This window comes from Streptomyces sp. NBRC 109706 (assembly GCF_000974485.1).
In the GTDB taxonomy this organism is placed as follows: Bacteria; Actinomycetota; Actinomycetes; order Streptomycetales; family Streptomycetaceae; genus Streptomyces.
Window position 1 is genome coordinate 64,685 of sequence record NZ_BBOM01000011.1, and the last position, 23,016, is coordinate 87,700.

Here is a 23,016-nt window from a genome sequence, read left to right on the forward strand (position 1 = left end):
TGACCAGGCTGTACCGCTTTGCCCCGCTCCCGGGGGCGAACTCCTGACCGCCTCGGAAAAAGCCCCGGGGCGGCTCGCCGCCGGCCCGGTAGGCTCGGAGCACGATGATCGAGCACATGTCTCCCGCCGAGCGGTACGCCGAGTCCCGGCGGAGGGCCGCGGACGAGCGGACCGCTCTCGCGCCCTTCCGTGAACTCTACGATTTCGCGCTGGACGACTTCCAGATCGAGGCGTGTCAGGCCCTGGAGGCCGGCCGAGGCGTGCTGGTCGCGGCGCCGACCGGCTCGGGCAAGACGATCGTGGGCGAGTTCGCCGTGCACCTGGCCCTGGCGCAGGGGCGCAAGTGTTTCTACACCACGCCCATCAAGGCGCTCTCCAACCAGAAGTACACCGATCTGGTCCAGCGCTACGGCGGCGACCGGGTGGGGCTGCTGACCGGGGACAACAGCGTCAACTCCGAGGCGCCGGTGGTGGTGATGACCACCGAGGTGCTGCGGAACATGCTCTACGCCAACTCCTCGTCGCTCGACGGTCTCGGCTATGTGGTGATGGACGAGGTGCACTACCTCTCCGACCGCTTCCGGGGCGCGGTGTGGGAGGAGGTGATCATCCATCTGCCGGAGTCCGTCTCGCTGGTGTCGCTCTCCGCGACCGTGTCCAACGCGGAGGAGTTCGGCGACTGGCTGGACACGGTGCGTGGCGACACCGAGGTGATCGTCTCCGAGCACCGTCCGGTGCCGCTCTGGCAGCATGTGCTCGCGGGGCGCCGGATGTACGACCTGTTCGCCGAGTCGGAGCTGAAGCGCGAGGTCAACCCGGATCTGCTGCGGATGGCGAGGCTGGAGAACACCCGTTCCTGGGGTGCCAGGGAGCGCAACCGCAACGGGCGGGACAGCCGGCGCGCGGCGGATCGGGAGCGGGAGAAGCGGCAGCGCAACCGGATCTACACGCCCAGCAGGGCCGAGGTCATCGACCGGCTGGACGCCGAGGGCCTGCTGCCGGCGATCACGTTCATCTTCAGCCGGGCCGGCTGTCAGGCCGCCGTGCAGCAGTGTCTGAGCGCCGGGCTGCGGCTGAACGACGCGGCGGCCCGGGCCAGGGTGCGGGAGATCGTGGAGCGGCGCACCGCCGCCATCCCCGACGAGGACCTGCATGTCCTGGGCTACTTCGAGTGGCTTGAGGGGCTGGAGCGCGGGCTCGCGGCCCATCACGCCGGGATGCTGCCGACGTTCAAGGAGATCGTCGAGGAGCTGTTCGTCAAGGGCCTGGTCAAGGCGGTGTTCGCCACCGAGACGCTGGCCCTGGGCATCAACATGCCGGCGCGTTCCGTGGTGTTGGAGAAGCTGGTCAAGTGGAACGGCGAGCAGCACGCCGACATCACGCCGGGCGAGTACACCCAGCTCACCGGCCGGGCGGGGCGGCGCGGCATCGATATCGAGGGCCATGCCGTGGTGCTGTGGCAGCGCGGCATGGATCCGGGGGCGCTCGGCGGGCTCGCCGGCGCGCGCACCTATCCGCTGCGCTCCTCGTTCAAGCCGTCCTACAACATGGCGGTCAACCTGGTCGCCCAGTTCGGGCGCCGGCGGTCGCGGGAGCTGCTGGAGACGTCGTTCGCGCAGTTCCAGGCGGACCGTTCGGTGGTCGGGATCTCCCGGCAGGTGCAGCGCAACGAGACCGGGCTTGAGGGCTATCGCGAGGCGATGACCTGCCACCTGGGGGACTTCCAGGAGTACGCGGCGCTGCGGGTCAAGCTCAAGGAGCGGGAGACCGAGCTGGCCAGGCAGGGGGTGGCCCAGCGCAGGGCGGCGGCGTCCGACGCCCTTGAGCGGCTGCGCCCGGGGGACATCATCCATGTGCCGACCGGCAAGTTCGCCGGTCTGGCGCTGGTGCTGGACCCGGGGATGCCGGAGGGCCGCAGCGGCGGGCCGCGCGGTTGGGACCACCAGGACGGGCCCCGTCCGCTGGTGCTCACCGTGCAGCGGCAGGTGAAGCGGCTCGGCGCGATCGACTTCCCGGTGCCGGTCGAGGCGTTGGGGCGGATGCGGATCCCGAAGTCGTTCAACCAGCGCAGCCCGCAGTCCCGTCGGGACCTGGCCTCCGCGCTGCGCACCAAGGCCGGGCACCTGGAGCCGCACCGGCACCGCAAGGAGCGGGCCCAGGCGGCGGACGACCAGGAGATCGCCCGGCTGCGGGGCGCCATCAGGGCGCATCCCTGCCATGGCTGCGGCGAGCGCGAGGACCACGCCAGATGGGCCGAGCGGTACCACCGGCTGAAGCGGGACACCAAGCAGCTGGAACGCCGCATCGCCGGCCGGACCAACACCATCGCCCGCACCTTCGACCAGGTGTCCGCGCTGCTGACCGAGCTGGACTATCTGCGCGGCGACGAGGTGACGGACGACGGGCGCCGGCTGGCCAGGCTCTACGGCGAGCTGGATCTGCTGGCAAGCGAGTGCCTGCGGGAAGGCGTCTGGGAGGGGCTGGATCCGGCCGAACTCGCGGCCTGTGTTTCGGCGTTGGTCTACGAGGCGCGTTCGGCGGACGACGCCCCGGCGCCGGATGTGCCGGCCGGGGCGACGCGGCAGGCGCTGGGCGAGATGGTGCGGATCTGGGGCCGGCTGGACGCGTTGGAGGAGCGGCACCGCATCAACCAGGTCACGGGCGTCGGGCAGCGCGAGCCGGATCTGGGCTTCGCCTGGCCGGTGTACCGCTGGGCCCAGGGCCTCGGCCTGGACGCGGTGCTGCGGGACGCCGAGATGCCGGCGGGCGACTTCGTCCGCTGGTGCAAGCAGGTCATCGATGTGCTGGGACAGCTCTCCTCGGCCGCGCCGGCGGGCAGTTCGGTGGGCAGGACCGCGCGCAAGGCCGTGGACCAGCTGTTGCGCGGGGTCGTCGCCTACAGCTCGGTGGGCTAGGCCCGCCGGCAGGGTGCCGGTGGGCTAGGGCCGCGCGGCCAGTGCGGTCAGCAGTCGGGTCAGTGAACCGCCCAGGCCCCAGCGTTCGTTGAGGGCGGCCAGCGTCTCGGGGTCGCGGGGTGCGCGGGGCAGCGTCGGGTCCCGGTCCGGCAGCGGCAGGTCGGTGACGACCCGGACCACCCGGGGGGCGACGGCCAGATAGTCGTGCGCCTCGGTCAACCGGCGGCGCTGGGTGGGGGTGAGGGCGGCCAGGGGATCGTCGAGCGCGGCGAGCACTCCGGCCAGATCGCCGAATCTGGCCAGCAGCGTGGCCGCTGTTTTCTCGCCAATTCCGGCCACCCCCGGCAGTCCGTCGCTGGGGTCGCCGCGGAGCAGCGCGAGATCGGCGTAGCCGGGGCCGTCCACGCCGTACCGTTCGCGCAGTGCCGCCTCGTCGAAGGCCGCCAGGTTGGCCATCCCCTTCACCGGGTAGAGCACCCTGACCCCCCTGGTGTCGTCGACGAGTTGGAAGAGGTCGCGGTCGCCGGTGACGATGTCCACCGGCCCGGTCGCCCGGTGGCTGAGGGTTCCGATGACGTCGTCGGCCTCGTGGTCGGCCGCCCCGAGGCGGCGGATGCCGACCGCGTCCAACACCGCCTCGATCACCGGCACCTGGGGGGTGAGGGTGTCGGGCACCTCCTCGGTGTCCGGGGCGTCCGCCACCTCCTCGGCCACCCGGTGGGCCTTGTAGGTGGGGATCAACGCCACCCGCCAGGCGGGCCGCCAGTCCTCGTCCATGCAGGCCACCAGGGCGTCGGGGCGGTGGTCGGCGACCAGCCGGGCGATGAAGTCCAGCAGTCCGCGCACGGCGTTGACGGGGGTGCCGTCGGGGGCACGCACCTTGTCGGGCACCCCGTGGTAGGCGCGGAAGTACAGCGAGGCGGTGTCGAGCAGCATCAGACGTGTGGTCACGTAGCGATCATGCCGCAATCGTCACAAAATCCCGATGCCCTCTGGCCGACCAAAAATCGTTTGGTAAGCTAAATATTAACGTTTTCTTGACGCTCACATTGCCGAGCCGTCCGGACGCCGAGGAGGAGACATTCACTTGCCGACGCCCAACCGACCCGGCACCCGCTCTGGTCCCGCCGCTCTTCTGATCCCCGCCCTGTCAAGCCCCGGCAACGGGGAGTGAGGGCGAATGGGACACGCTGACACGCTGCTTGCCATGGGTGGTGCCTTCGTCGCCACCGCCTTCCTCGCCCGCCTGGGTGGCCGGATAGGTCTGCCCACGATTCCGCTCTTCATCCTGGCCGGGATTCTCCTCGGCCCCAACACCCCCGGCTTCGTGCTGCTCGAAGACCAGCACGACCTGGAGATGCTCTCCGCGCTCGGCCTCGTGCTGCTGCTGTTCTACCTGGGCCTTGAGTTCCACATGGACGACCTCAAGACCGGCGGCAAGAAGATGGCCGTGGCCGGCACCATCTATCTGGCGCTCAACGTCGGCGCCGGGCTGGCCTTCGGGTTCGCGCTCGGCTGGGGCACCTCCGAGGCGTTGGTGCTGGCCGGTGTGCTGGGAATCTCGTCGTCGGCCATCGTCACCAAGATCCTGGTGGACGCGGGCCGCATCGGGAACCCCGAGACCAAGCCCATCCTGGGCATCATCGTGGTCGAGGACATCTTCCTGGCGCTGTATCTGGCCGCGCTCCAGCCGATCATCTCCGGCTCCGAAGGCGCCGGCGAGACCGCCTGGCAGATCGCCAAGGCGTTCGGCTTCCTGCTGGTGCTGGCGATCGCCGCACGCTGGGGCACCCAGATCATCGGTCGGCTCTTCGCGACCAAGGACGACGAACTGCTCACCATCTCCTTCCTGGGAGCGGCCGTGCTGGTCTCCGGCATCGCCGAGAACTTCGGCGTGGCCGACGCCATCGCCGCCTTCATGGTGGGGCTGATCCTCGGCAACACCGCCTCCGGGGAACGGATCAGGGAGTTGGTCCACCCGCTCAGGGACGCCTTCGCCGCGATCTTCTTCTTCGGCTTCGGCCTCTCCATCGCGCCGGGCGACCTGCCCACCGTGATCTGGCCGGTGCTGATCGCCGTGGCGATCACCCTGGCGATGAACGTCGGCGCCGGTCTCTTCACCGCCAGGATCTACGGCTTCGGCGCGCTGCCGACGGCCAATGTCTCCACCACGCTGCTGGCGCGCGGTGAGTTCGCGCTGATCCTGGCCACCATGGCGGCCGCGGCCGGCCTCGACGATCGGCTCTCCCCGTTCATCGCGGGCTATGTGCTGATCCTCGCCGTCCTGGCGCCGATGATCGCGGGCCGTTCGCACTGGCTGGCCCGGATCCTGCCGGGGGACAAGTCGGATCTCAGGAAACGGGAAGTTCCCCAACCCGAGCCGGAACCGGCGAGTTCCGGCAGATAGCCGGGTTCGACCGGTCGGCCTCGACCCGTTCCCCCGCAAGCCCGTCCGGCTCGACCGGCTCCACCGGTCACCTTCGTTCGAAAGCTGGGCGCCACCTTCGGTCCCCGGGGTGGTGGCATATGCCAGCGAACTACCTGCGGAACCTTCGACGAAACCCGCGACGGATCTCCCCCGCACACAGGACAACGCCCGGCCAGGTGCCGGGCGTTGTTCCGTGATCGCACCGATACTGGCCGCCATGGCCCGGGTATGAGAAGTTCACTGGGTGAGCCTGACCACACCGCCCGGCTGGTACCCCGATCCGGAGGGCGTGCCGGGGGAGCCGGCCAGGGAGCGCTGGTGGGACGGGTCCGAGTGGACCGCCCATGTGCGCCCCACGGCCGAGGCGTTGGCCAAGACGCCCACGCTTCCCTCGGGTCCCTCCGGCACCGATACCGGTCCCGGCACCCCGCCGCCGTCCCGGGCCCCGGGCCATGCCCTGCCCACGCTGCCCAGCGGCGTCCCGGCCGGGCCGCCGCCGCGCCGGCCGCGCCGGCGGACGGCGCTGTTGTTCCTGTGCCTGGGCGCGCTCGGCCTCGCCCTGGCCGCCGCCGTCCTCGTCCCGCTGCTGCTGGACGGCGGCGGCCGGGACGGGGGACAGCGGGGCGGTCCCCGGCCCGGTCCCTCCACCGAACAGGGCGGACCGGACGGCGGGAACGGGGCCGACACCGGCGCCGAGTTGAGCGAACAGCGGGTGGACGGGGTCGCCCTCCCACTGCTCGACGGCTGGTCCGAACGCGAGGCGGCCGGCGGGGTCCTGCTGGTCCACGGCGGCTATCCCTGCCCGGCCGACGCCGAGTTGGACTGTCTGGAGGGCGGGGCCCAACTCCGGGCGCTGCCCGGCGCCGGCACCCTCTCCACCGAGGGGGTGGCCCGCGCCGACATCCCCGAGCTGCAGCGCGACGCCTACCCGCCGACGGCCTACGGCGGCGTCTTCGGCACCGAAGAACTGGCCGCCGAGCCGGTGACGGTGGCCGGTCAACCCGGCTACCGGGTGCGGGTCCGGCTCTCCACCCCGCTGGGCCACGCGCAGATCGAGTCGGTCGCCTTTGTCTCGCCCCAGGACCGGGACACCCTGCTGCTGTTGCGGCTCACCTGGGACGAGGTCGACAGCGCGCCGCCGTTGGAGGATCTGGCGGAGATCCTGCGCGGTACCACCACCGTCTCCACCGGGTCAGGTACCGCCGCCGCCTGGCGCGCACGTAAAGTAACCCCGTTCGCGTGCGACGACTAGGTCGCCGGTTGGCCGGGGAGTGGGCGGATGAACACCGAGCAGGGGCCGCGTTCCACACCTGCGTCCCGGCTGCTCTCCGCGCGTTCGGCGGGGCCACCGCGCCCAACGGCCGTTCCACCGCTGCCCGGTGCACCGCCGCGCCCCGGCGCCCCGCCCCAACCGAGCGTCCCGCCCCGCCCGTTCGCGCCGCCCCGTCCCGTCAACGCGCCCCACGCCGTCTCGCGGGAGGGACGGGCGCCGCGCGTGCTGGTCCCACGGTTGCCGGTGCGGCTGGTCGGCGCGATCGTCTGTCTGGTGCTGGGCACCGGGCTGTTGGGCGGTGCCGCCGCCGGCAGCTGGCTCTCCGGCGGGGAGGACCGGGCGCGGGCGGACGCGACGGCCTGGACCGAAGGGCGTGATCTCTGGCGGGAGTTGCCGGTCGACGAGCTGTTCCCGCCCGAGCTGACCTCGGCCGAGGCGGGCCCCGGCGGCGCCGACCGCCGCTGGCTGCGCCTCGGCGTCGCCCCGGACGGCGGCTGCGCCGACGCCTTCGACCCGCTGCTCAGCGAGGTGCTGTCCGCCGCCGGCTGCCACCGGCTGGTCCGCGCCACCTACACCGACGAGACGAGGACCACCGTCACCACCGTGGGACTGCTCTTCACCACCGCCGACCCGGGCGGCACCGCCGCGCTCGTCGGACGCTTCGCCGACGAGGGGTTGGGCGAGCGCACCGATCTGCTGCCCCGCCCGTTCGCCGTTTCCGGCACCCCGGCCGAGGACTTCGGCGACCGGCAACGCGGCTCCTGGAGCATCGAGGTGGACGAGCGACTGCCCGTCGTCGCCTGGTCGGTGACCGGCTTCGCCGACGGGCGCTCCGTCGGCACGCCGGTGCCGGCCGCCGAGGCCACCGCCGAAGGCGCCGACAGCGCGGTGGCGTTGGCCGGTCTCGGGCATGACAGCCTGGGCGTGCTGGAACGGATCGTCGAACCGCTGCACGAGGCGCATGCCGCCCGCACCGGGGGCGGGGTATGAGGACGCGTCGGCTGGCGGGGGCGGCGCTCGCCGTGGTGGGGGCGCTGGTCGCCCTCGTCGGCCCGGGCGCGGGCCCGGCCGCCGCCGACACCACCAGGGAGCAGCAGCGCTGGGCGCTGGACCAGATCAACGCCTCCGCCGCCTGGGAGTTCACCCAGGGCGAGGGGGTCACCGTCGCCGTGCTGGACACCGGGGTGGACGCCGACCACCAGGATCTGGCGGGCAACGTCCTGCCGGGCCGCGATCTCGTCGGGATGGGCGCCGAGCCCGGCGAGCGGCACTGGGCCGAGCACGGCACCGCCATGGCCGGCATCATCGCCGGCACCGGCCACGGCCGGAACAACGAGGACGGCGTGATAGGCGTCGCCCCCCGGGCCCGGATCCTGCCGGTGCGGGTGCTGCTTGAGGACGACGACCCGCAGCGCGACGAGGCCAGGGACGAGCGGGCCGGCGCCCTGGCCGACGGCATCCGCTGGGCCGCCGACCAGGGCGCCGACGTGATCAACCTCTCGCTGGGCGACGACAGCGAATCGGCCCACCCCGACCCGGAGGAGGACGCCGCCGTCCGCTACGCGCTCGCCAGGGGCGCCGTGGTGGTGGCCTCGGCCGGCAACGGCGGCGAGAACGGCGATCCGGTCTCCTACCCGGCCGGGTACCCGGGGGTGATCGCGGTGACGGCGGTGGACCGGAGCGGCAGCCCCGCCGAGTTCTCCACCCGGCGCTGGTACGCGGCGGTGAGTGCCCCGGGCAAGGACGTGATCGTGGCCGACCCGGACGGCCGCTACTACACCGGCTGGGGCACCTCGGCGGCCGCGGCCTTCGTCTCGGGATGCGCGGCGCTGCTGCTCTCCGCGCATCCGGACCTCACCCCGGCCGAGGTGCGCGAACTGCTCACCGAGACCGCCCAACACCCGCCGGACGGCGGCCGCAACGACGCGCTGGGCAGCGGGATCGTCGACGCGGGGGCCGCGATCGAGGCGGCCAACGAACGGGCCGGCGCCCCGGTCGTCGAGCCGGCCGAGACCTACGGCGGCGAGTACTTCGGCCCGGGGCCCACGCCCAGGGAGGGCGGCGGTGGTGGCGGCTGGCTGGCCCCGGCGGCCGGCGCCACGGGGGTGCTGCTGCTCGGCGCTGGGGGCTGGCTGCTGGTGCGTCGCGCCAGGGCCGGACGCCCGCACCCCGCCCTGGACCGACGGTTCTGATCGACCCTGACTCAGGTGGTCGGCGCCAGCGGCTCGGCCGGGTCCAACGCCGCGACCGCCGTCCTGGCCGCCCACTCGACGGCCGCTATCCCCGCCTCCTGGGTGGGATGGCCGTCGGACACCACGGCTATCAGATACTCCTGCCCCCCGGCCCGCACCCGGCCGATGCTGTTGACGTCCCACAGCCCGGTCTCCGTCCTGGGCAGCCAGCCGTTCTTCAGCTCGAACGTCTCGTCGGCCGCCGCCGAGACCCCCCACCGCTGACCGTCGACCACCGTCGCCATCAGCTCCTGGAGATAGTCCCGGGACGTCGGGGTGAGCGGCGAATCGGCCGTGTAGACGGCCCGCAGCAGGGCTATCTGGTCGGCGCTGGTGGTCTGGGTGAGCCCCCAGTGCCCGTCGTGGCCGGGGATGGTCGAGGTCAGGCCGAGCCGTTCGTTCGCCTCGGCCAGGCCGCTCGCGCCGCCGATCAGCCACCACAGCGCGTCCGTCGCCGCGTTGTCGCTGGCCCGGATCATGACATCGGCCCGCTCCTGCTCCAGGTCGGTCAGCTCCCGCCCCTCGTCCTGCGCCCGCAGCAGCAGCGCGGCCAGTATCTCCACCTTGACGATGCTCGCGGTGTCGAACCGCTCGGCGCCGAAGGTGGCGCTCGCGCCGCTCTCCAGGGCCAGCACCGACACCGAGAGCCGGGCGCTGGGCTCGACCGCCAGCGGGGCCATGGCGTTCGCCAGCCGCGCGTCGGACCTCGGATCGGACAGCGGGAGCCGCGCCTCCCCTGCGGGCGGACGCTGATCCAGGGAGTCCTCCACCAGGCTGTCCTCCCGCGCCGCTCCGGCCTCCGCCACATCCTGCGCCGAGGCCCCCGCGTCGCCGCCCGACAGCGCCAGCGGCGAGGCGTCCCCCGACACCGAGAACGCCAGCAGCGTGCCCGCCAGGGCGGTGTTCACCAGCAGGACGGGACGAAACCGTCGTGCCGGCGGCGGGGCGTTCACATTCATAATGTTGAACGGTAACTCGCACACTTACGCGAGTCACCGGTTGATGTATGAAAACCGGGTAACAGCGGGTGAGCGCCGGGCCGCCCACCGGTGGCCGGTGGTCGGCCGGGGGCCAGGCGGACGCGCTGGATACCCTCGACGGGTGGCTCTCATGAACATTCCCCAGCCCGCCTTCGCCGACGACGACGGCACCGCCGACCCCGCCCTGCGCGCGGCCCTCGACCGCTGGGTCGATGATCCGGCCGGCGCCCGCCCCGCCGTGCTCGCCGCCCTGGCCGGGACCCGCCTGCTGGCCCCCGTCGTCGCGGTCCTGGGGGAGACGGAGACGGACGAGGCCGGGCTCCGCCGGGAGAAGAGCAGCGAGATGGCGTTGCTCACCCTCCGGCTGCCCGACGGCCGGCGCGCGCTGCCGGTGTTCACCGCCATCGAGACGCTGACCCGCTGGCGGCCCGAGGCGCGCCCGGTGCCCGTCACCCCCGCGCAGGCGCTGGCCGCCGCCGTCCAGGAGGGCGCCGGCGCCCTGGTGCTCGACGTCGCCGGGCCGGTGGCCTTCGAGGTGGCCGGGCCCGCGCTGCGGGCCCTGGCCGACGGCGGCGCCCCGGCCGGCCGGCCGGCGGTGCTCGACGGGGTGCGGGCGGTGCTGCGGAGCCAACCGGACGTCCTCGCCGCCCAGTTGGTCCCCGGCGGGGAGGCCGACGGCACCCTCGCCGTGCTGCTGGAGCCGTCCGCCGAGCCCGCCGTGGTGGCCCGCGCGCTGGCCGGCGCGCTCGCCGCGCACCAGGACCTCAGGGCCCATCTGGTGCGCGGTCTCCAGCTGGCGATCCTGCCGCCCGGCAGCGGCCTGCCGGGAGAGCCCACCTATCGGCGGTGACCGCCCGGCGGCGTCACCCGGCCGGCCCCGCCGACATGCGAGGCGCCGGCGGGTGGCCAAGACTGCGAGCAGATCTGCTGGGCACTTCCGCTAGGCACTGGAGGGCGCCATGTCCGCCGAGAGCTCCGACGAGAGAACGGCCGGTACGTCGGCCGAGAGCGACCCCAGGTCGCTGGTGGCCGAACTGCTGGGAACGCTGGTCCTCGTCTTCTTCGCCGTGGGGTCGGCGGTGCTGGCCGGGGAGTTCATCGGCAGCCTCGGCATCGCCCTCACCTTCGGCTTCACCCTGGTCGCCCTCGCCTATGTGCTGGGCCCCGTCTCCGGCGCGCATCTGAACCCGGCGGTCACGCTGGGCATGCTGCTGGCCGGCCGGATGTCCCCGCGCGCCGCCCTCGGCTACTGGGTGGCCCAGCTGGTGGGCGCGATCGTCGGCGCCGCGCTGCTCTTCCTGGTGGCGCACCAGGTGCCCGGGCTCAAGACCGGGGAGGCGTTCGGCAGCAACGGGTACGGGCACCGTTCCGCCGTCGGCCTGAGCATCGCCGGCTCGTTTGTCGCCGAGGTGATGCTGGCCGCGCTGCTGGTTTTCGTCTACCTCTCGGTGACCAGGACGATCACCCTCCGCAGCCTGGACGGGCTGCCGGTGGGCCTGACCCTGGCGGCGGTCAGCCTGATCGGCATCCCGCTCACCGGGGCCTCGCTCAACCCGGCGCGCTCCATCGGCCCGGCGCTGTTCGCCGGCGGCGACGCGCTGATCCAGCTCTGGCTCTTCGTGCTGGCGCCACTGGTCGGCGCCGCCGTCGCGGTGCTGGCCCACCGCTTCACCCACGAACGTCCGGAGGCGTGGTTCCACGACATCCCCTGGCTCTCCGACAAGCTCGGCAAGTCGGGGAAATCGGGGAAGCCGGCCGGAGCGCGGAAGGCGGGCGGGGTCGGTACGGACGCGGGGACTAGCGAATGACAGGGCCGGTGTACTTCTCGCCCGGTCCCTGCCCCGGCTCGTCCGGCACGGCCGACTCCTCGTGGAACGCCAGCTGGAGCGATTTGAGCCCGTCCCTGAGGGGCGCCGCGTGATAGGTGCCGATCTCGCCGGCGCTGGCGGTCACCAGACCGGCCAGCGCGGTGATCAGCTTGCGGGCCTCGTCCAGGTCCTTGTGCCCCTCGCCGCCCTCGGCCAGCCCCAGGTTGACCGCGGCCGAACTCATCAGATGGACCGCGACGGTGGTGATCACCTCGACCGCGGGGACATCGGCGATATCCCTGGTCAGGTCCGCCACGTCGGGGCTCTGGGCGGGCTCGGGGGCGGGGGCTGCGTCGCTCATGGCGCCCAGCCTAGGTCGCGTTTCCCGGCGCCAGAACCGGGGGCGGGCCCCGCCGCCGGGAGCGGCTGTGTGCCCTCCGCGAGGTGGTGTAACCTGGAGGGTGACCGGCCGGACATCTGTGTGTGCGGCCCGCAAGTGGAGGCTCCGCGCTCCCACCTCACCGACCCACGGGGTCGGGAGGTCTTTGGTCAGGCAGCGCCCCGTGGTTTCGCCGCGTCGGTGCTCCCGGTCTGTCTCGGAGCCCCGCCTGTGTTACCGGTCGGGGCGTTTTTTACGCCGTCGAACGGTGGTCACACGATCTAGCGCGGCTGTCCGCCAGACATCCGCGCGGCGTAACCGAGGAGGCCCCATCAGCGCCGAGCCCCGTATCAACGACCGGATTCGCGTCCCCGAGGTGCGACTCGTCGGTCCCAGCGGCGAGCAGGTCGGCATCGTGCCGCTTGCCAAGGCCCTGGAGCTTGCGCAGGAGTACGACCTGGACCTGGTCGAGGTGGCGGCGAACGCCCGCCCGCCGGTCTGCAAGCTCATGGACTACGGAAAGTTCAAGTACGAGTCGGCCCTGAAGGCACGTGAGGCGCGCAAGAACCAGGCGCACACGGTCATCAAGGAGATGAAGCTCCGGCCGAAGATCGACCCGCACGACTATGACACCAAGAAGGGTCATGTCGTCCGGTTCCTCAAGCAGGGGGACAAGGTCAAGATCACGATCATGTTCCGCGGTCGTGAGCAGTCCCGCCCCGAGTTGGGCTTCCGACTGCTCCAGCGCCTCGCGGAGGACGTCCAGGATCTGGGCTTTGTGGAGTCCAACCCCAAGCAGGACGGACGCAACATGATCATGGTTCTCGGTCCGCACAAGAAGAAGACCGAGGCGATGGCCGAGGCGCGTGAGGCTCAGGCCGCTCGCAAGGCCGAACGCCAGCAGGGCAAGACGACGGCCTGACCGGCCGCGGCCCCGCTGGGTTACGAGGATTCAGGAACGACGAGGAGAGTACGGCGACATGCCGAAGAACAAGTCCCACACCGGTGCCGGCAAGCGGTTCAAGCTCAGTGGCTCCGGCAAGGTGATGCGCCAGCGCGCAGGTCGCCGTCACTACCTGGAGCACAAGTCGTCCACGTTGACCCGGCGGCTCGCCGGCACCGCGGAGACCGCCCCGGCCGACGCCAAGAGGATCAAGAAGCTTCTCGCGAAGTGATCCGCCCACGACCGCCCCGACACCCGGCGGCGGTCGGCGGACCGACCGGGACCCATCCGTTCCGGGCCGTGTGACGATTCCCACGGCCCCGCTACAAGGAGTACACACGTGGCACGCGTCAAGCGGGCAGTCAACGCCCACAAGAAGCGCCGGGCGATTCTGGAACAGGCCAGCGGCTACCGCGGCCAGCGCTCGCGGCTGTACCGCAAGGCGAAGGAGCAGGTCACCCACTCCCTCGTCTACAACTACAACGACCGTAAGAAGCGCAAGGGCGACTTCCGGCAGCTGTGGATCCAGCGGATCAACGCCGCCGCCCGCGCCAACGGCGTCACCTACAACCGCTTCATCCAGGGCCTGAAGGCCGCTGAGATCGAGGTGGACCGCAAGATGCTCGCCGAGCTGGCGGTCAACGACCCGGGCGCCTTCGCGGTGCTGGTCGAGACGGCGCAGAAGGCGCTTCCGAGCGACGTCAACGCGCCCAAGGCCGCCTGACCCACTCGCGGCACGCGCTTTCCGGACCCGCAGGCAGACCGCCTGCGGGTCCGTCGCTTCTCAGCCCGAGCACGGCGCCGGGCCGTCCCCCCGGCCGCCCTTCCATGGCGGCCCGTCCGTTCAACCGCCCTCTTCCGTAAGCGAGTTCGTCGCCCATGGCCGCTGCCCCACAGCTGATCTCCGCGCGCTCCCCCCGTGTGTCCGCCGCCCGGCGGCTGGCCCGGCGCAGTTTCCGGGGCCGGGAGCGGCGCTTCCTGGCGGAGGGGCCGCAGGCGGTGCGCGAGGCGGTGGGGCACCGGGGCGCCGAGGGGGGCACCCTGCGCGAGCTGTTCACCACCCCCGAGGCCGCCGAGCGGTACGCGGAGCTGGTGGCGGCGGCGCGGGCGGCCGGGGTCCCGGTGCACCATGCCGACCCCGAGGTGGTCGCCGGCATCTCCCAGACGGTCACCCCGCAGGGCCTGGTCGGCGTCTGCGGTTTCCTGGACCGGCCGTTCGACGAGGTGCTGGCCGCGCGGCCCCGGCTGGTGGCCGTGCTGGCGCATGTCAGGGATCCGGGCAACGCGGGCACGGTGCTGCGCTGCGCCGACGCGGCCGGGGCGGACGCGGTGGTGCTCACCGACGCCTCCGTCGACCTCTACAACCCCAAGGCGGTGCGCGCCTCGGTCGGCAGCCTGTTCCATCTGCCGGTGGCCGTCGGGGTGCCGGTCGACCGGGCGGTGGCGGGCCTGGCCGAGGCGGGGGTGCGGGTGCTGGCGGCGGACGGGGGCGGCGCGGACGATCTGGACACCGAGTTGGACCGGGGCACCATGGGCGGGCCGACGGCGTGGATATTCGGCAACGAGGCGTGGGGGCTGCCGGCCGAGACCAGGGAGCTGGCCGACGCCGTGGTGCGGGTCCCGATCCATGGCCGCGCGGAGAGTCTCAACCTGGCCACCGCCGCGGCCGTGTGCCTCTACGCCTCCGCCCGCGCCCAGCGCGGTCCCGGCGGCTGTCGGGCGGCGGCCGGTTTCCAGCGCACCCCCGACAACGTTCCCGGGTCAGGGCTGTAGCTCCGGCAGGTGCTCGGCGGTGACCGGGTAGGGAATGATTGCGCGTTCAACCGGGGGTGGGACAGGTCCGGTTGGGCATGTGGTGACGCTGACACCCAAGGGGAGAGGGGCGATGGGGGATGGAAACGGCGGCCGGCGACGAGGAGCCTGAGCACCTGGCTCCCGACGACCTTCCCGACGGCCTGGTGATCGCGGACCGCCGTGGTCTGGTGGTGTGTTGCAACGCCGCGGCGGCGCGGCTCACCGGGCAGTCGGCGGCGGACGCGCTCGGCCGGCCCATCGAGCGGGTGCTGCCGCTTGAGGACCCGGACGGGCGGCTCTGGTGGCGGCTGACGGATCCCTATGGCGGGCTGGCCATCCGCACCGGCCAGCCGGAGCGGAACCTGCTGCTGCCGGGCGGCCGCGAGGTGCTGGTCGCCGCCCGCTATGTGCGGGACCGGCCGGCCGGGCCGCTGCGGCGGCTGGTGGTGTCGCTGCGCGGCACCGAGGCCAGGAAGCGCACCGAACGGGGCAACGCCGAGCTGATCGCCACCGTCGCGCACGAGCTGCGCTCGCCGCTGACCTCGGTGAAGGGCTTCACGGCCACCATGTTGGCCAAATGGGAGCGGTTCACCGACGAGCAGAAGCGGCTGATGCTGCAGACCGTGGACAGCGACGCGGACCGGGTCACCCGGCTGATCACCGAGCTGCTCGACGTCTCCAGGATCGACTCGGGGCGGCTGGAGATCCGCCGCCAGCCGGTCGCGTTGGACGAGGCGGTGCGCCGCCATGTGGAGCTTCTGGTCAACAACGGTCAGGACGCCGAGCGCTTTCTGCTGGAGATCGAGGAGTCGCTGCCGAGCCTCTGGGCCGATCCGGACAAGATCGATCAGGTCCTGGTCAACCTCCTGGAAAACGCGGTGCGCCACGGGAGCGGTAGGGTCACCATTGAGGTACATCGCGTACCGCCCAGCAGAACCCGCCAGGAAGGGACGGCCGTCACCGTGAGCGACGAGGGCCCCGGCATCCCCGAGGACGCCATGCAGCGGGTCTTCACGCGCTTCTGGCGCGGCAGCGAACACGGCGGCACGGGCCTCGGGCTCTATATCGTCAAGGGAATCGTCGAGGCGCACGGTGGCACGGTCACCGTCGGTCGCTCCTCGGGGGGCGGCGCTCGCTTCCGATTTATCCTGCCCGCGGGCGTTCCGGCCTTTCTCCGCTGAGCCGCCGAGTCGCTGAAGCCGCTCAGCCGAGGCGCCCGGCCGGTCCCGCGGGCCGACCTTCGGTCACAGAAATCCACCGCGTGCCCCCGTAGACTCGGTCGCCGGGTCCGGAGGGGGCGCAGCGGAGCCCAAGCCAACGGAAGCACGGGAAGAGATGTCGGCACCCAACAAGTCGTACGACCCGGTCGAGGTCGAGGCACTGAAACCGCAGGAGATCGACGCGGCCAGGGACGCGGCGCTGGCCGCCTTCGAGGCCGCCGCCGATCTGGAGGCGCTGCACGAGGCCAAGGTCGCGCACACCGGCGACCGTTCGCCGCTGGCGCTGGCGAACCGGGAGATCGGTGCCCTGCCGCCGCAGGCCAGGGCGGCCGCCGGCAAGCGGGTCGGGCAGGCCAGGGGCGCGGTGAACAAGGCGCTCGCCGTCCGCAGGGAGCGCCTGGAGGCGGAGCGTGACGAGCGGGTCCTGGTCGAGGAGGCGGTGGATGTCACCCTCCCCTACGACCGGCGGCCGGCCGGCGCCCGGCATCCGCTGACCACCCTCTCGGAGCGCATCGAGGACATCTTCGTGGCCATGGGCTACGAGGTGGCCGAGGGGCCCGAGCTGGAGGCCGAGTGGTTCAACTTCGACGCGCTCAACCTGGACCCCGACCATCCGGCGCGCTCCACCCATGACACGTTCTTCGTCGCGGACGAGAAGGGCGGCCCGGACAGCGGTCTGGTGCTCCGCACCCACACCTCGCCGGTGCAGATCAGGACGCTGCTGGACCGGGAGCCGCCGGTCTATGTGATCTGCCCGGGGCGCACCTACCGCACCGACGAGCTGGACGCCACCCACACCCCGGTCTTCGGGCAGGTCGAGCTGCTGGCCGTGGACGAGGGGCTGACCATGGCCGATCTCAAGGGCACCCTCGACCATATGGTGCAGTCGCTGTTCGGGGCCGGCATGCGGACCAGGCTGCGGCCCAACTACTTCCCGTTCACCGAGCCTTCGGCCGAGATGGACATGGTGTGCTTCCGCTGCCGGGGCGAGTCCGTGGGCGATCCGGACCGTCCCTGCCGCACCTGCGGCAGCGAGGGCTGGATCGAGCTGGGCGGCTGCGGCGTGGTCAACCCCCGGGTGCTGGTCGCCTGCGGCGTCGACCCGGAGCGGTACAGCGGGTTCGCCTTCGGGTTCGGGATCGAGCGCCTGCTGATGTTCCGGCACGGCGTCGCCGACATGCGGGACATCATCGAGGGTGACGTGCGGTTCACCCGGCCGTTCGGGAGTGAGATCTGATGCGCGTTCCCCTTTCCTGGCTGCGGGAGTACGTCGACCTGCCGGTCGAGGTCACCGGGCGTGAGGTCGCCACCCGGCTGATCTCGGCGGGGCTTGAGGTGGAGCTGGTCGAGCGTCTGGGCGCCGACCTCACCGGGCCGCTGGTGGTCGGACAGGTGCTGGCCATCGAGGAGTTGACCGAGTTCAAGAAGCCGATCCGCTACTGCCAGGTGGATGTCGGCGAGGCCAACGGCACCGGGCAGCCGCAGAACATCATCTGTGGCGCGTCCAACTTCGCCGTCGGCGACAAGGTCGTCGTGGTGCTGCCGGGCGCGGTGCTGCCCGGCGGGTTCAAGATCTCAGCACGCAAGACCTACGGGCATGTCTCCGAGGGCATGATCTGCTCGGTGCGCGAGCTGGGCATCGGCGACGACCACGACGGCATCCTGGTGCTGTCGCCCGAGCACGAGGTCGGCACGGACGCCATCGCGCTGCTGCAACTCGTCGACGAGGTCCTGGACATCGCGGTCACCACCGACCGCGGCTACTGCCTGTCGATGCGCGGTGTCGCCCGTGAGACGGCCACCGCGTTCGGGCTGCCGCTGCTCGATCCGGCGCTGCTCGACGTGCCGGAGGCGAACGGCGACGGGCATCCGGTGCGGATCGAGGACGCGGCGGCCTGCGACCGGTTCGTCGCGCGCACGGTGACCGGGGTCAGGCCCGAGGCGAGGTCCCCGATCTGGATGCGGCGCCGGCTGCAGAAGGCGGGGGTCCGGCCGATCTCGCTGGCCGTCGACATCACCAACTACGTGATGCTGGAGATCGGCCAGCCGCTGCACGCCTACGACCACAGCCGCCTGGACGGGACCATCGTGGTCCGCCGGGCCGAGGCGGGCGAGAAGCTCACCACGCTGGACGGGGCCGAGCGGAAGCTGGATCCGGAGGATCTGGTGATCGCCGACGGCAGCGGCCCGATCGGTCTGGCCGGGGTGATGGGCGGCGCCCACACCGAGATCGCCGACACGCCGGCCGACCCCTCGCCGCTGGGCGCCTCGGGCACCACGGAGATCGTCATCGAGTCGGCGCACTTCGACGCGGTCACCATCGCCAGGACGGCCCGTCGGCACAGGCTGAGCAGTGAGGCGTCCCGCCGCTTCGAGCGCGGCGTCGACCCGGGGGCCGCCGACGCGGCCGCCCAACGCGCCGTGGATCTCCTGGTGTTGCTGGCCGGTGGCACCGCGGGGGCCGGGGTCACCGACCAGGGCACGCCGGTGCCGCCCGCCACCGTCGAGATCCCGGCGGACCATCCGGACCGGGTGGCCGGCGTGGCCTACGGCCGGGAGGTCGTGGTGCGCCGCCTCCAGGAGGTCGGCTGCTCGGTGACCGGCAGCGACACATTGACGGTGACGGCGCCCAGCTGGCGGCCCGATCTGACCGACCCCAACGATCTGGCCGAGGAGGTGCTGCGGCTTGAGGGCTACGAGTCGCTGCCGGCCACGCTGCCCAGGCCGCCGGCCGGGCGCGGGCTCACCGAGGGCCAGCGGCTGCGCCGCCGGGTCGGCAGGGCGCTGGCCGGCCAGGGCTATGTCGAGACGCTGAACTACCCGTTCGTCGGGGCCGCCGCGCTGGACGCGCTCGGGCTGCCGGGGGACGACCCCAGGCGGCGGGCGGTGCGGCTGGCCAACCCGCTCTCCGACGAGGAGCCCTGGCTGCGCACCACGCTGCTGCCCGGCCTGCTGGAGACCCTGCGCCGCAACCACGGGCGGGGCAGCCAGGATCTGGCGCTCTTCGAGACCGGCCTGGTGTTCCGGCCGACCGGCCGGGAGACGGCCCAGATCAGGCCGCCGGTCACCCGCCGACCCACCGACGAGGAGGTGGCCGCGCTCAATGCCGCGCTGCCGCCGCAGCCGCGCCGGGTCGCCGTGGTGCTGGCGGGCGCGCGGGAGCCGGCCGGCTGGTGGGGCGGCGGCCGTCCCGCCGAGTGGGCGGACGCGATCGAGGCCGCGCGGACGGTCGCGGGCGAGGCGGGGGTGGAGCTGATCGTCGAGCGCGACCAGCACGCGCCCTGGCACCCGGGGCGCTGCGCCGCGCTGCGGCTGGCCGGCGAGCGCACCCTGGTGGGCCACGCGGGCGAGCTGCACCCCCGGGTGGTCAAGGCCCTGGGCCTGCCGGAGCGCAGCTGCGCGATGGAGCTGGATCTCGATCTGCTGCACCGCGCCGGCGGTGGGACGGTCAACGGTCCGACGATCTCCTCGTTCCCGGTGGCCACCCAGGATGTCGCGCTGGTCGTGGACAACGCGGTGCCCGCCTACGAGGTGGAGGCCGCGCTGCGCGCCGGCGCCGGCGAACTGCTGGAGTCCGTGCGGCTGTTCGACGTGTTCACCGGGGAGCAGCTGGGCGCGGGGCGCAAGTCGCTGGCCTACGCGCTGCGGTTCCGGGCCCAGGACCGGACGCTCACCGCCGAAGAGGCCACCGCGGCCAGGGAGGCGGCGGTCGCGACGGCCATCTCCCGCACGGGCGCCTCGCTGCGCGGCGCGTAGCGGCGGAGCATCGCACCGAGGGGGCCGACGCCGGCGGGCGTCGGCCCCTTTTCGTTGAGCGAGGTCAGTCGCCGGGGTCGGTCGTCGGGGTCAGTCGCCGGGGTCGGGGAGCGGGGCGGCGTCCGCGTGCTCGGCCAGCGGGGCGAAGAGGTCGCCGTGCTCGGCCAGCCTGGCGGGCAGGTCGGCCAGGGTGATCTCCAGATCCTCGGGACGTTCGCAGCCGGCGATCTCGTCCCAGGTGACCGGCGCCGAGACGGTGGGCAGCGGCCTGGCGCGCAGCGTGTAGGGGGTGGCGGTGGTCTTGCGGGCCGAGTTCTGGCTGTGGTCGATGAAGACCTTCCCCGGGCGGAGCCGTTTGGCCATCACCGCGACCGCCAGCTCGGGCAGCGCCCCGGCCGCCTCGGTGGCCAGCCGTTTGGCATAGGCCGAGGCGTCCGCCGAGTCGACGGGCCGCAGCGGGCTGAGCAGATGCAGTCCCTTGGAGCCCGAGGTCTTGGGGTGAACGGTCAGCCCGTCGCGGGTGAGCCGGTCGCGCAGCCAGAGCGCGACCCGGCAGCAGTCCACCACGGTGGCCGGGGGCCCCGGGTCCAGATCGAGGACCAGCCGGTCCGCGACCCCGGGTTCGGTCAGCGTCCACTGGGGGGTGTGGAACTCCACCACCAGGTTGGCCACCCACACCAGCGACGGCAGATCGGCCACCACCAGCTGCCGGATGGTCCCGCCGCCTGACGTGGGGACCTCGCCCGTCATCACCCAGTCGGGTGTGCCGGGCGGCACGTTCTTGGTGAAGAACCGCTGCCCGGTGTGCCCGTCCGGGTAGCGCAGCAGGCTCAGCGGGCGATCCACCAGGTGCGGCAGCAGCAGCGCGCCGTGCGAGGCGTAGTAGTGCAGCAGCTCGCCCTTGGTGGTGCCGTCGTCATAGAGCGCCTTCTCCAGGTTGGAGAGCGTCAGACGACGGCCCTCGACGGTGACCACGGGCATACCCTGAGACTGCATGAAAGGGGCAGATCGTGCGAACTATCTGGAAAGGGTCCATCTCCTTCGGGCTGGTGACCATCCCCGTCAAGGTCGTGGGCGCGACGGAGAACCACTCGGTCTCGTTCCGCCAGGTGCACACCACCGACGAGGGCCGGATCCGCTACCGCAAGGTGTGCGAGCTGGACGGCGAGGAGCTGTCCGGCGACCAGATCGGCAAGGCGTACCAGGCGGCCGACGGCACCCTGGTGCAGATCAGCGACGACGATCTGGCCGCGCTGCCGCTGCCCACCGCGCGGACCGTGGAGATCCTGGGCTTTGTCCCGGTCGCCAGCATCGACCCCATCCAGCTGGACCGCTCCTACTACCTGGCTCCCGACAGCGGCGCGGCCAAACCCTATGTGCTGCTGCGCGAGGCGCTGCGGCGGTCGGGACAGGGTGCCGTCGCCAAGCTGGCGATGCGCGGCCGGGAGACCCTTGCTCTGGTGCGCACCCGGGAGGAGGACGATGTGCTGGGCATGCACACGCTGCTCTGGCCGGACGAGATCCGTTCCGCCCAGGGGCTGGCCCCCACCGAGCAGGTGAACGTCAGGGACGCCGAGTTGGACATGGCCGACACCCTGATGGACACCCTGGGGGAGGTGGACATGTCCGAGCTGCACGACGAGTACCGGGCCGCCGTGGAGACCCTGGTCAACGCGAAGCTGGAGGGCGTCGAGCCGCCCAGCCTCGGCGAGGAGGCGGCCGGCGGCGGCCGGGTGGTCGATCTGATGGCGGCCCTGGAGGACAGCGTGCGCAACGCCCGCGCCTCCCGGGGCGAAGGCGAGGACGAGGGCGAGGGTGGGGGCGAGGACGAGGGAGAGGGCGCCACGGTCACCGATATCGGCGCGGGCTCCGGCGGCCGGAAGACCGCCAGGAAGTCCGCCGCCAGGAAGGCGGCCAAGAAGAGCACGGCGGAGAAGTCCACTGCCGGGAAGAGCACGAAGAAGAGCACCGGGAAGAAGTCCACCGCCAAGAAGACCGCGGCCAAGAAGTCCACCGCGAAGAAGTCCGCGGCCTCACGCAAGCGCGCCTCCTGACCGCCGTTCGGCGTCGCGCTCCCTGACCACCCCGACCGTGACCAGGGCGGCGCTGATCAGCCCGACGGCCAGCACCGGCATCGGCATCGGCACAAAGGTCGCGGCCAGCACCAGGACAGCGCCGCCGGGGAAGAGATAGACGCCCCACCCGTCCGGGCGGTTGGGCCGCAGGTGCAGGGCCCAGACCGCGACCAGATAGACGGCCACCGGAAGCGTCACCGAGGCCGCGGCGGTGAGGGGAGCCAGCTCGGCCTCGTCGGTCAGCGAGTCGATGTTGAGCGCCAGCCCGGCGCCGACCGCCGCCGCCGCGCCGAAGATCAGGAAGTGGCCATAGCCCCAGAGAAAAGCCTGCCGGCTGGACTCGAGAAATTCACCGGCCGGCGTCGCGAAGTACATCCACCACATGGCGAACACCGTCAACAGCGCGCCGCCGGCGAGGAGATACAGATCGTCGCCCGCGTACGCCGCGTCGACCGCCCGGCGCACCGCCGAGGTCGCCGACATCACCGACTCGCCGAGCACGATCATCGTGAACAGCCCGTATCGCTCGGCGATGTGATGCGGATGCCAACTGGTGCGGTGCCCCCGCTCGGCGACCAGCGGAACGGCCAGGTCCAGCAGCGCCAGCGCCAGAAACGTCCAGCGCTGCCACAGCTCGGGCAGCAGCAGCCAGACACACCACAGACCCTGCACCCCGGCCAGGCCCCCGGCGAAGCGCAGGGCCACCGAACGGGGCGCGGCCCCGGCGAACATGGCCCGCAGCCACAGGCTGATCATGGCCAGCCGCATCACGGAGTAGCCGACGACCACCACCACGAAGTCGTGGTTCTCGAACGCCAGCCGCACCCCGGCGGCCAGCACCAGCGCGCCGGTGATGGTCGCCAGCGTGGCCAGCCGGAAGAGCACATCACCCGGGTCGTAGGCCGACGAGAACCAGGTGAACCCCATCCAGGCCCACCAGACGGCGAAGAAGACCGTGAGAAAGCTGGTGACGGCGGTGAACGAGCGCCCGGTGGCCAGATACTCGTGCAGCTCGCGGGCGACCTGCGCCACCGCGACCACGAAGCAGAGGTCGAAGAACAGCTCCAGCGGGGTGGCCGTGCGGTGCGGCTCCCCGGTGTCCCGCGCGGTCATCCGGCGATGCCACAGGTAGTTCACGGACATCGTCGTGGCCCGCCCGTCCGTCGTGGGGTCCGGTATCAGCCCCCTCGGGGGGCGATTCGGGGGCAATTGTG

At 72.5% G+C, this 23,016-nt stretch carries 20 protein-coding genes; 15 read left to right on the plus strand and 5 right to left on the minus strand.

The window, feature by feature from the left end:
* Nucleotides 1–104 precede the first annotated feature (104 nt).
* Nucleotides 105–2,915 (plus strand): RNA helicase, encoded by a 2,811-nt coding sequence (locus AOM46_RS25020; RefSeq protein ID WP_062215379.1) that lies wholly within the window; start codon nucleotides 105–107, stop codon nucleotides 2,913–2,915.
* Nucleotides 2,916–2,939: 24 nt separating this feature from the next.
* Here the strand turns inward: AOM46_RS25020 and AOM46_RS25025 are convergent, their stop codons facing one another.
* Nucleotides 2,940–3,866, minus strand: coding sequence for a 5'-3' exonuclease (locus AOM46_RS25025; RefSeq protein WP_062215382.1), 927 nt, complete (start codon nucleotides 3,864–3,866; stop codon nucleotides 2,940–2,942).
* A gap of 256 nt (nucleotides 3,867–4,122) precedes the next feature.
* On the opposite strand from AOM46_RS25025, the gene AOM46_RS25030 reads away from it, so the two are divergent.
* From AOM46_RS25030 to mycP, 4 genes are all read left to right on the plus strand, one after another.
* Nucleotides 4,123–5,322: a cation:proton antiporter gene (locus AOM46_RS25030; protein ID WP_062215384.1), complete on the plus strand. Its 1,200-nt coding sequence runs from the start codon at nucleotides 4,123–4,125 to the stop codon at nucleotides 5,320–5,322.
* A gap of 265 nt (nucleotides 5,323–5,587) precedes the next feature.
* Entirely contained in the window at nucleotides 5,588–6,595 is a 1,008-nt protein-coding gene (locus AOM46_RS25035) for a DUF2510 domain-containing protein (protein WP_062215386.1), read from the plus strand.
* 243 nt (nucleotides 6,596–6,838) lie between these two features.
* Entirely contained in the window at nucleotides 6,839–7,606 is a 768-nt protein-coding gene (locus AOM46_RS25040) for a hypothetical protein (RefSeq protein WP_234313995.1), read from the plus strand.
* Complete coding sequence (mycP, locus tag AOM46_RS25045) at nucleotides 7,603–8,808, plus strand: type VII secretion-associated serine protease mycosin (protein ID WP_062215388.1); 1,206 nt, start codon at nucleotides 7,603–7,605, stop codon at nucleotides 8,806–8,808. The genes AOM46_RS25040 and mycP overlap by 4 nt, the downstream gene beginning before the upstream one ends.
* Nucleotides 8,809–8,819: 11 nt before the next feature.
* Here the strand turns inward: mycP and AOM46_RS25050 are convergent, their stop codons facing one another.
* Nucleotides 8,820–9,806 carry a serine hydrolase gene (locus tag AOM46_RS25050; protein ID WP_078857173.1) on the minus strand — a complete coding sequence of 329 codons (987 nt, stop codon included), beginning with the start codon at nucleotides 9,804–9,806 and terminating at the stop codon, nucleotides 8,820–8,822.
* Nucleotides 9,807–9,957: 151 nt separating this feature from the next.
* Here AOM46_RS25050 and AOM46_RS25055 point away from each other — a divergent pair, with 151 nt between their 5' ends.
* Entirely contained in the window at nucleotides 9,958–10,677 is a 720-nt protein-coding gene (locus tag AOM46_RS25055; RefSeq protein WP_062215390.1) for an SseB family protein, read from the plus strand.
* A gap of 109 nt (nucleotides 10,678–10,786) precedes the next feature.
* Nucleotides 10,787–11,635, plus strand: a complete 849-nt coding sequence (locus AOM46_RS25060; protein WP_062215391.1) for an MIP/aquaporin family protein — start codon at nucleotides 10,787–10,789, stop codon at nucleotides 11,633–11,635.
* Here the strand turns inward: AOM46_RS25060 and AOM46_RS25065 are convergent.
* Nucleotides 11,625–11,996, minus strand: a complete 372-nt coding sequence (locus tag AOM46_RS25065) for a DUF1844 domain-containing protein (RefSeq protein WP_062215398.1) — start codon at nucleotides 11,994–11,996, stop codon at nucleotides 11,625–11,627. The two genes, AOM46_RS25060 and AOM46_RS25065, sit on opposite strands and share 11 nt — an antisense overlap.
* Nucleotides 11,997–12,282: 286 nt before the next feature.
* Between AOM46_RS25065 and infC the strand changes: the two genes are divergently transcribed.
* The 7 genes from infC to pheT all read left to right on the plus strand — a co-directional run bounded on the left by infC (nucleotide 12,283) and on the right by pheT (nucleotide 19,727).
* Entirely contained in the window at nucleotides 12,283–12,936 is a 654-nt protein-coding gene (infC, locus tag AOM46_RS25070; RefSeq protein WP_078857174.1) for a translation initiation factor IF-3, read from the plus strand.
* A 58-nt stretch (nucleotides 12,937–12,994) separates the two neighbouring features.
* Nucleotides 12,995–13,189, plus strand: coding sequence for a 50S ribosomal protein L35 (gene rpmI, locus AOM46_RS25075; RefSeq protein ID WP_062215402.1), 195 nt, complete (start codon nucleotides 12,995–12,997; stop codon nucleotides 13,187–13,189).
* Nucleotides 13,190–13,297: 108 nt separating this feature from the next.
* A complete protein-coding gene (gene rplT, locus AOM46_RS25080; RefSeq protein ID WP_062215403.1) occupies nucleotides 13,298–13,681 on the plus strand; it encodes a 50S ribosomal protein L20 in 384 nt (127 codons plus the stop codon).
* A 155-nt stretch (nucleotides 13,682–13,836) separates the two neighbouring features.
* Complete coding sequence (locus AOM46_RS25085) at nucleotides 13,837–14,730, plus strand: RNA methyltransferase (protein WP_062215405.1); 894 nt, start codon at nucleotides 13,837–13,839, stop codon at nucleotides 14,728–14,730.
* Nucleotides 14,731–14,849: 119 nt separating this feature from the next.
* Nucleotides 14,850–15,932 carry an ATP-binding protein gene (locus AOM46_RS25090; RefSeq protein ID WP_062215407.1) on the plus strand — a complete coding sequence of 361 codons (1,083 nt, stop codon included), beginning with the start codon at nucleotides 14,850–14,852 and terminating at the stop codon, nucleotides 15,930–15,932.
* A 154-nt stretch (nucleotides 15,933–16,086) separates the two neighbouring features.
* A complete protein-coding gene (gene pheS / locus AOM46_RS25095; RefSeq protein WP_062215409.1) occupies nucleotides 16,087–17,208 on the plus strand; it encodes a phenylalanine--tRNA ligase subunit alpha in 1,122 nt (373 codons plus the stop codon).
* Nucleotides 17,208–19,727: a phenylalanine--tRNA ligase subunit beta gene (pheT, locus tag AOM46_RS25100; RefSeq protein WP_062215411.1), complete on the plus strand. Its 2,520-nt coding sequence runs from the start codon at nucleotides 17,208–17,210 to the stop codon at nucleotides 19,725–19,727. The genes pheS and pheT overlap by 1 nt, the downstream gene beginning before the upstream one ends.
* A 90-nt stretch (nucleotides 19,728–19,817) precedes the next feature.
* On the opposite strand, the gene ligD is transcribed toward pheT, so the two are convergent.
* Nucleotides 19,818–20,708, minus strand: coding sequence for a non-homologous end-joining DNA ligase (gene ligD / locus AOM46_RS25105; protein ID WP_062215413.1), 891 nt, complete (start codon nucleotides 20,706–20,708; stop codon nucleotides 19,818–19,820).
* Nucleotides 20,709–20,737: 29 nt separating this feature from the next.
* On the opposite strand from ligD, the gene AOM46_RS25110 reads away from it, so the two are divergent.
* A complete protein-coding gene (locus AOM46_RS25110) occupies nucleotides 20,738–21,781 on the plus strand; it encodes a Ku protein (RefSeq protein WP_062215415.1) in 1,044 nt (347 codons plus the stop codon).
* On the opposite strand, the gene AOM46_RS25115 is transcribed toward AOM46_RS25110, so the two are convergent.
* Nucleotides 21,761–22,915 (minus strand): low temperature requirement protein A, encoded by a 1,155-nt coding sequence (locus tag AOM46_RS25115; RefSeq protein WP_062216239.1) that lies wholly within the window; start codon nucleotides 22,913–22,915, stop codon nucleotides 21,761–21,763. The two genes, AOM46_RS25110 and AOM46_RS25115, sit on opposite strands and share 21 nt — an antisense overlap.
* Nucleotides 22,916–23,016: the final 101 nt, after the last annotated feature.

Excerpts from the sequence above, each read along its gene's own strand:
- AOM46_RS25085 (WP_062215405.1), top strand. The coding sequence starts at position 13,837 with ATGGCCGCTGCCCCACAGCTGATCTCCGCGCGCTCCCCCCGTGTGTCC.
- AOM46_RS25020 (WP_062215379.1), top strand. The coding sequence starts at position 105 with ATGATCGAGCACATGTCTCCCGCCGAGCGGTACGCCGAGTCCCGGCGG.
- rpmI (WP_062215402.1), top strand. The coding sequence starts at position 12,995 with ATGCCGAAGAACAAGTCCCACACCGGTGCCGGCAAGCGGTTCAAGCTC.
- AOM46_RS25030 (WP_062215384.1), top strand. The coding sequence starts at position 4,123 with ATGGGTGGTGCCTTCGTCGCCACCGCCTTCCTCGCCCGCCTGGGTGGC.
- AOM46_RS25055 (WP_062215390.1), top strand. The coding sequence starts at position 9,958 with ATGAACATTCCCCAGCCCGCCTTCGCCGACGACGACGGCACCGCCGAC.
- AOM46_RS25065 (WP_062215398.1), bottom strand. The coding sequence starts at position 11,996 with ATGAGCGACGCAGCCCCCGCCCCCGAGCCCGCCCAGAGCCCCGACGTG.
- AOM46_RS25060 (WP_062215391.1), top strand. The coding sequence starts at position 10,787 with ATGTCCGCCGAGAGCTCCGACGAGAGAACGGCCGGTACGTCGGCCGAG.
- mycP (WP_062215388.1), top strand. The coding sequence starts at position 7,603 with ATGAGGACGCGTCGGCTGGCGGGGGCGGCGCTCGCCGTGGTGGGGGCG.
- AOM46_RS25090 (WP_062215407.1), top strand. The coding sequence starts at position 14,850 with ATGGAAACGGCGGCCGGCGACGAGGAGCCTGAGCACCTGGCTCCCGAC.
- pheT (WP_062215411.1), top strand. The coding sequence starts at position 17,208 with ATGCGCGTTCCCCTTTCCTGGCTGCGGGAGTACGTCGACCTGCCGGTC.
- pheS (WP_062215409.1), top strand. The coding sequence starts at position 16,087 with ATGTCGGCACCCAACAAGTCGTACGACCCGGTCGAGGTCGAGGCACTG.
- AOM46_RS25115 (WP_062216239.1), bottom strand. The coding sequence starts at position 22,915 with ATGACCGCGCGGGACACCGGGGAGCCGCACCGCACGGCCACCCCGCTG.
- ligD (WP_062215413.1), bottom strand. The coding sequence starts at position 20,708 with ATGCCCGTGGTCACCGTCGAGGGCCGTCGTCTGACGCTCTCCAACCTG.
- AOM46_RS25050 (WP_078857173.1), bottom strand. The coding sequence starts at position 9,806 with ATGAATGTGAACGCCCCGCCGCCGGCACGACGGTTTCGTCCCGTCCTG.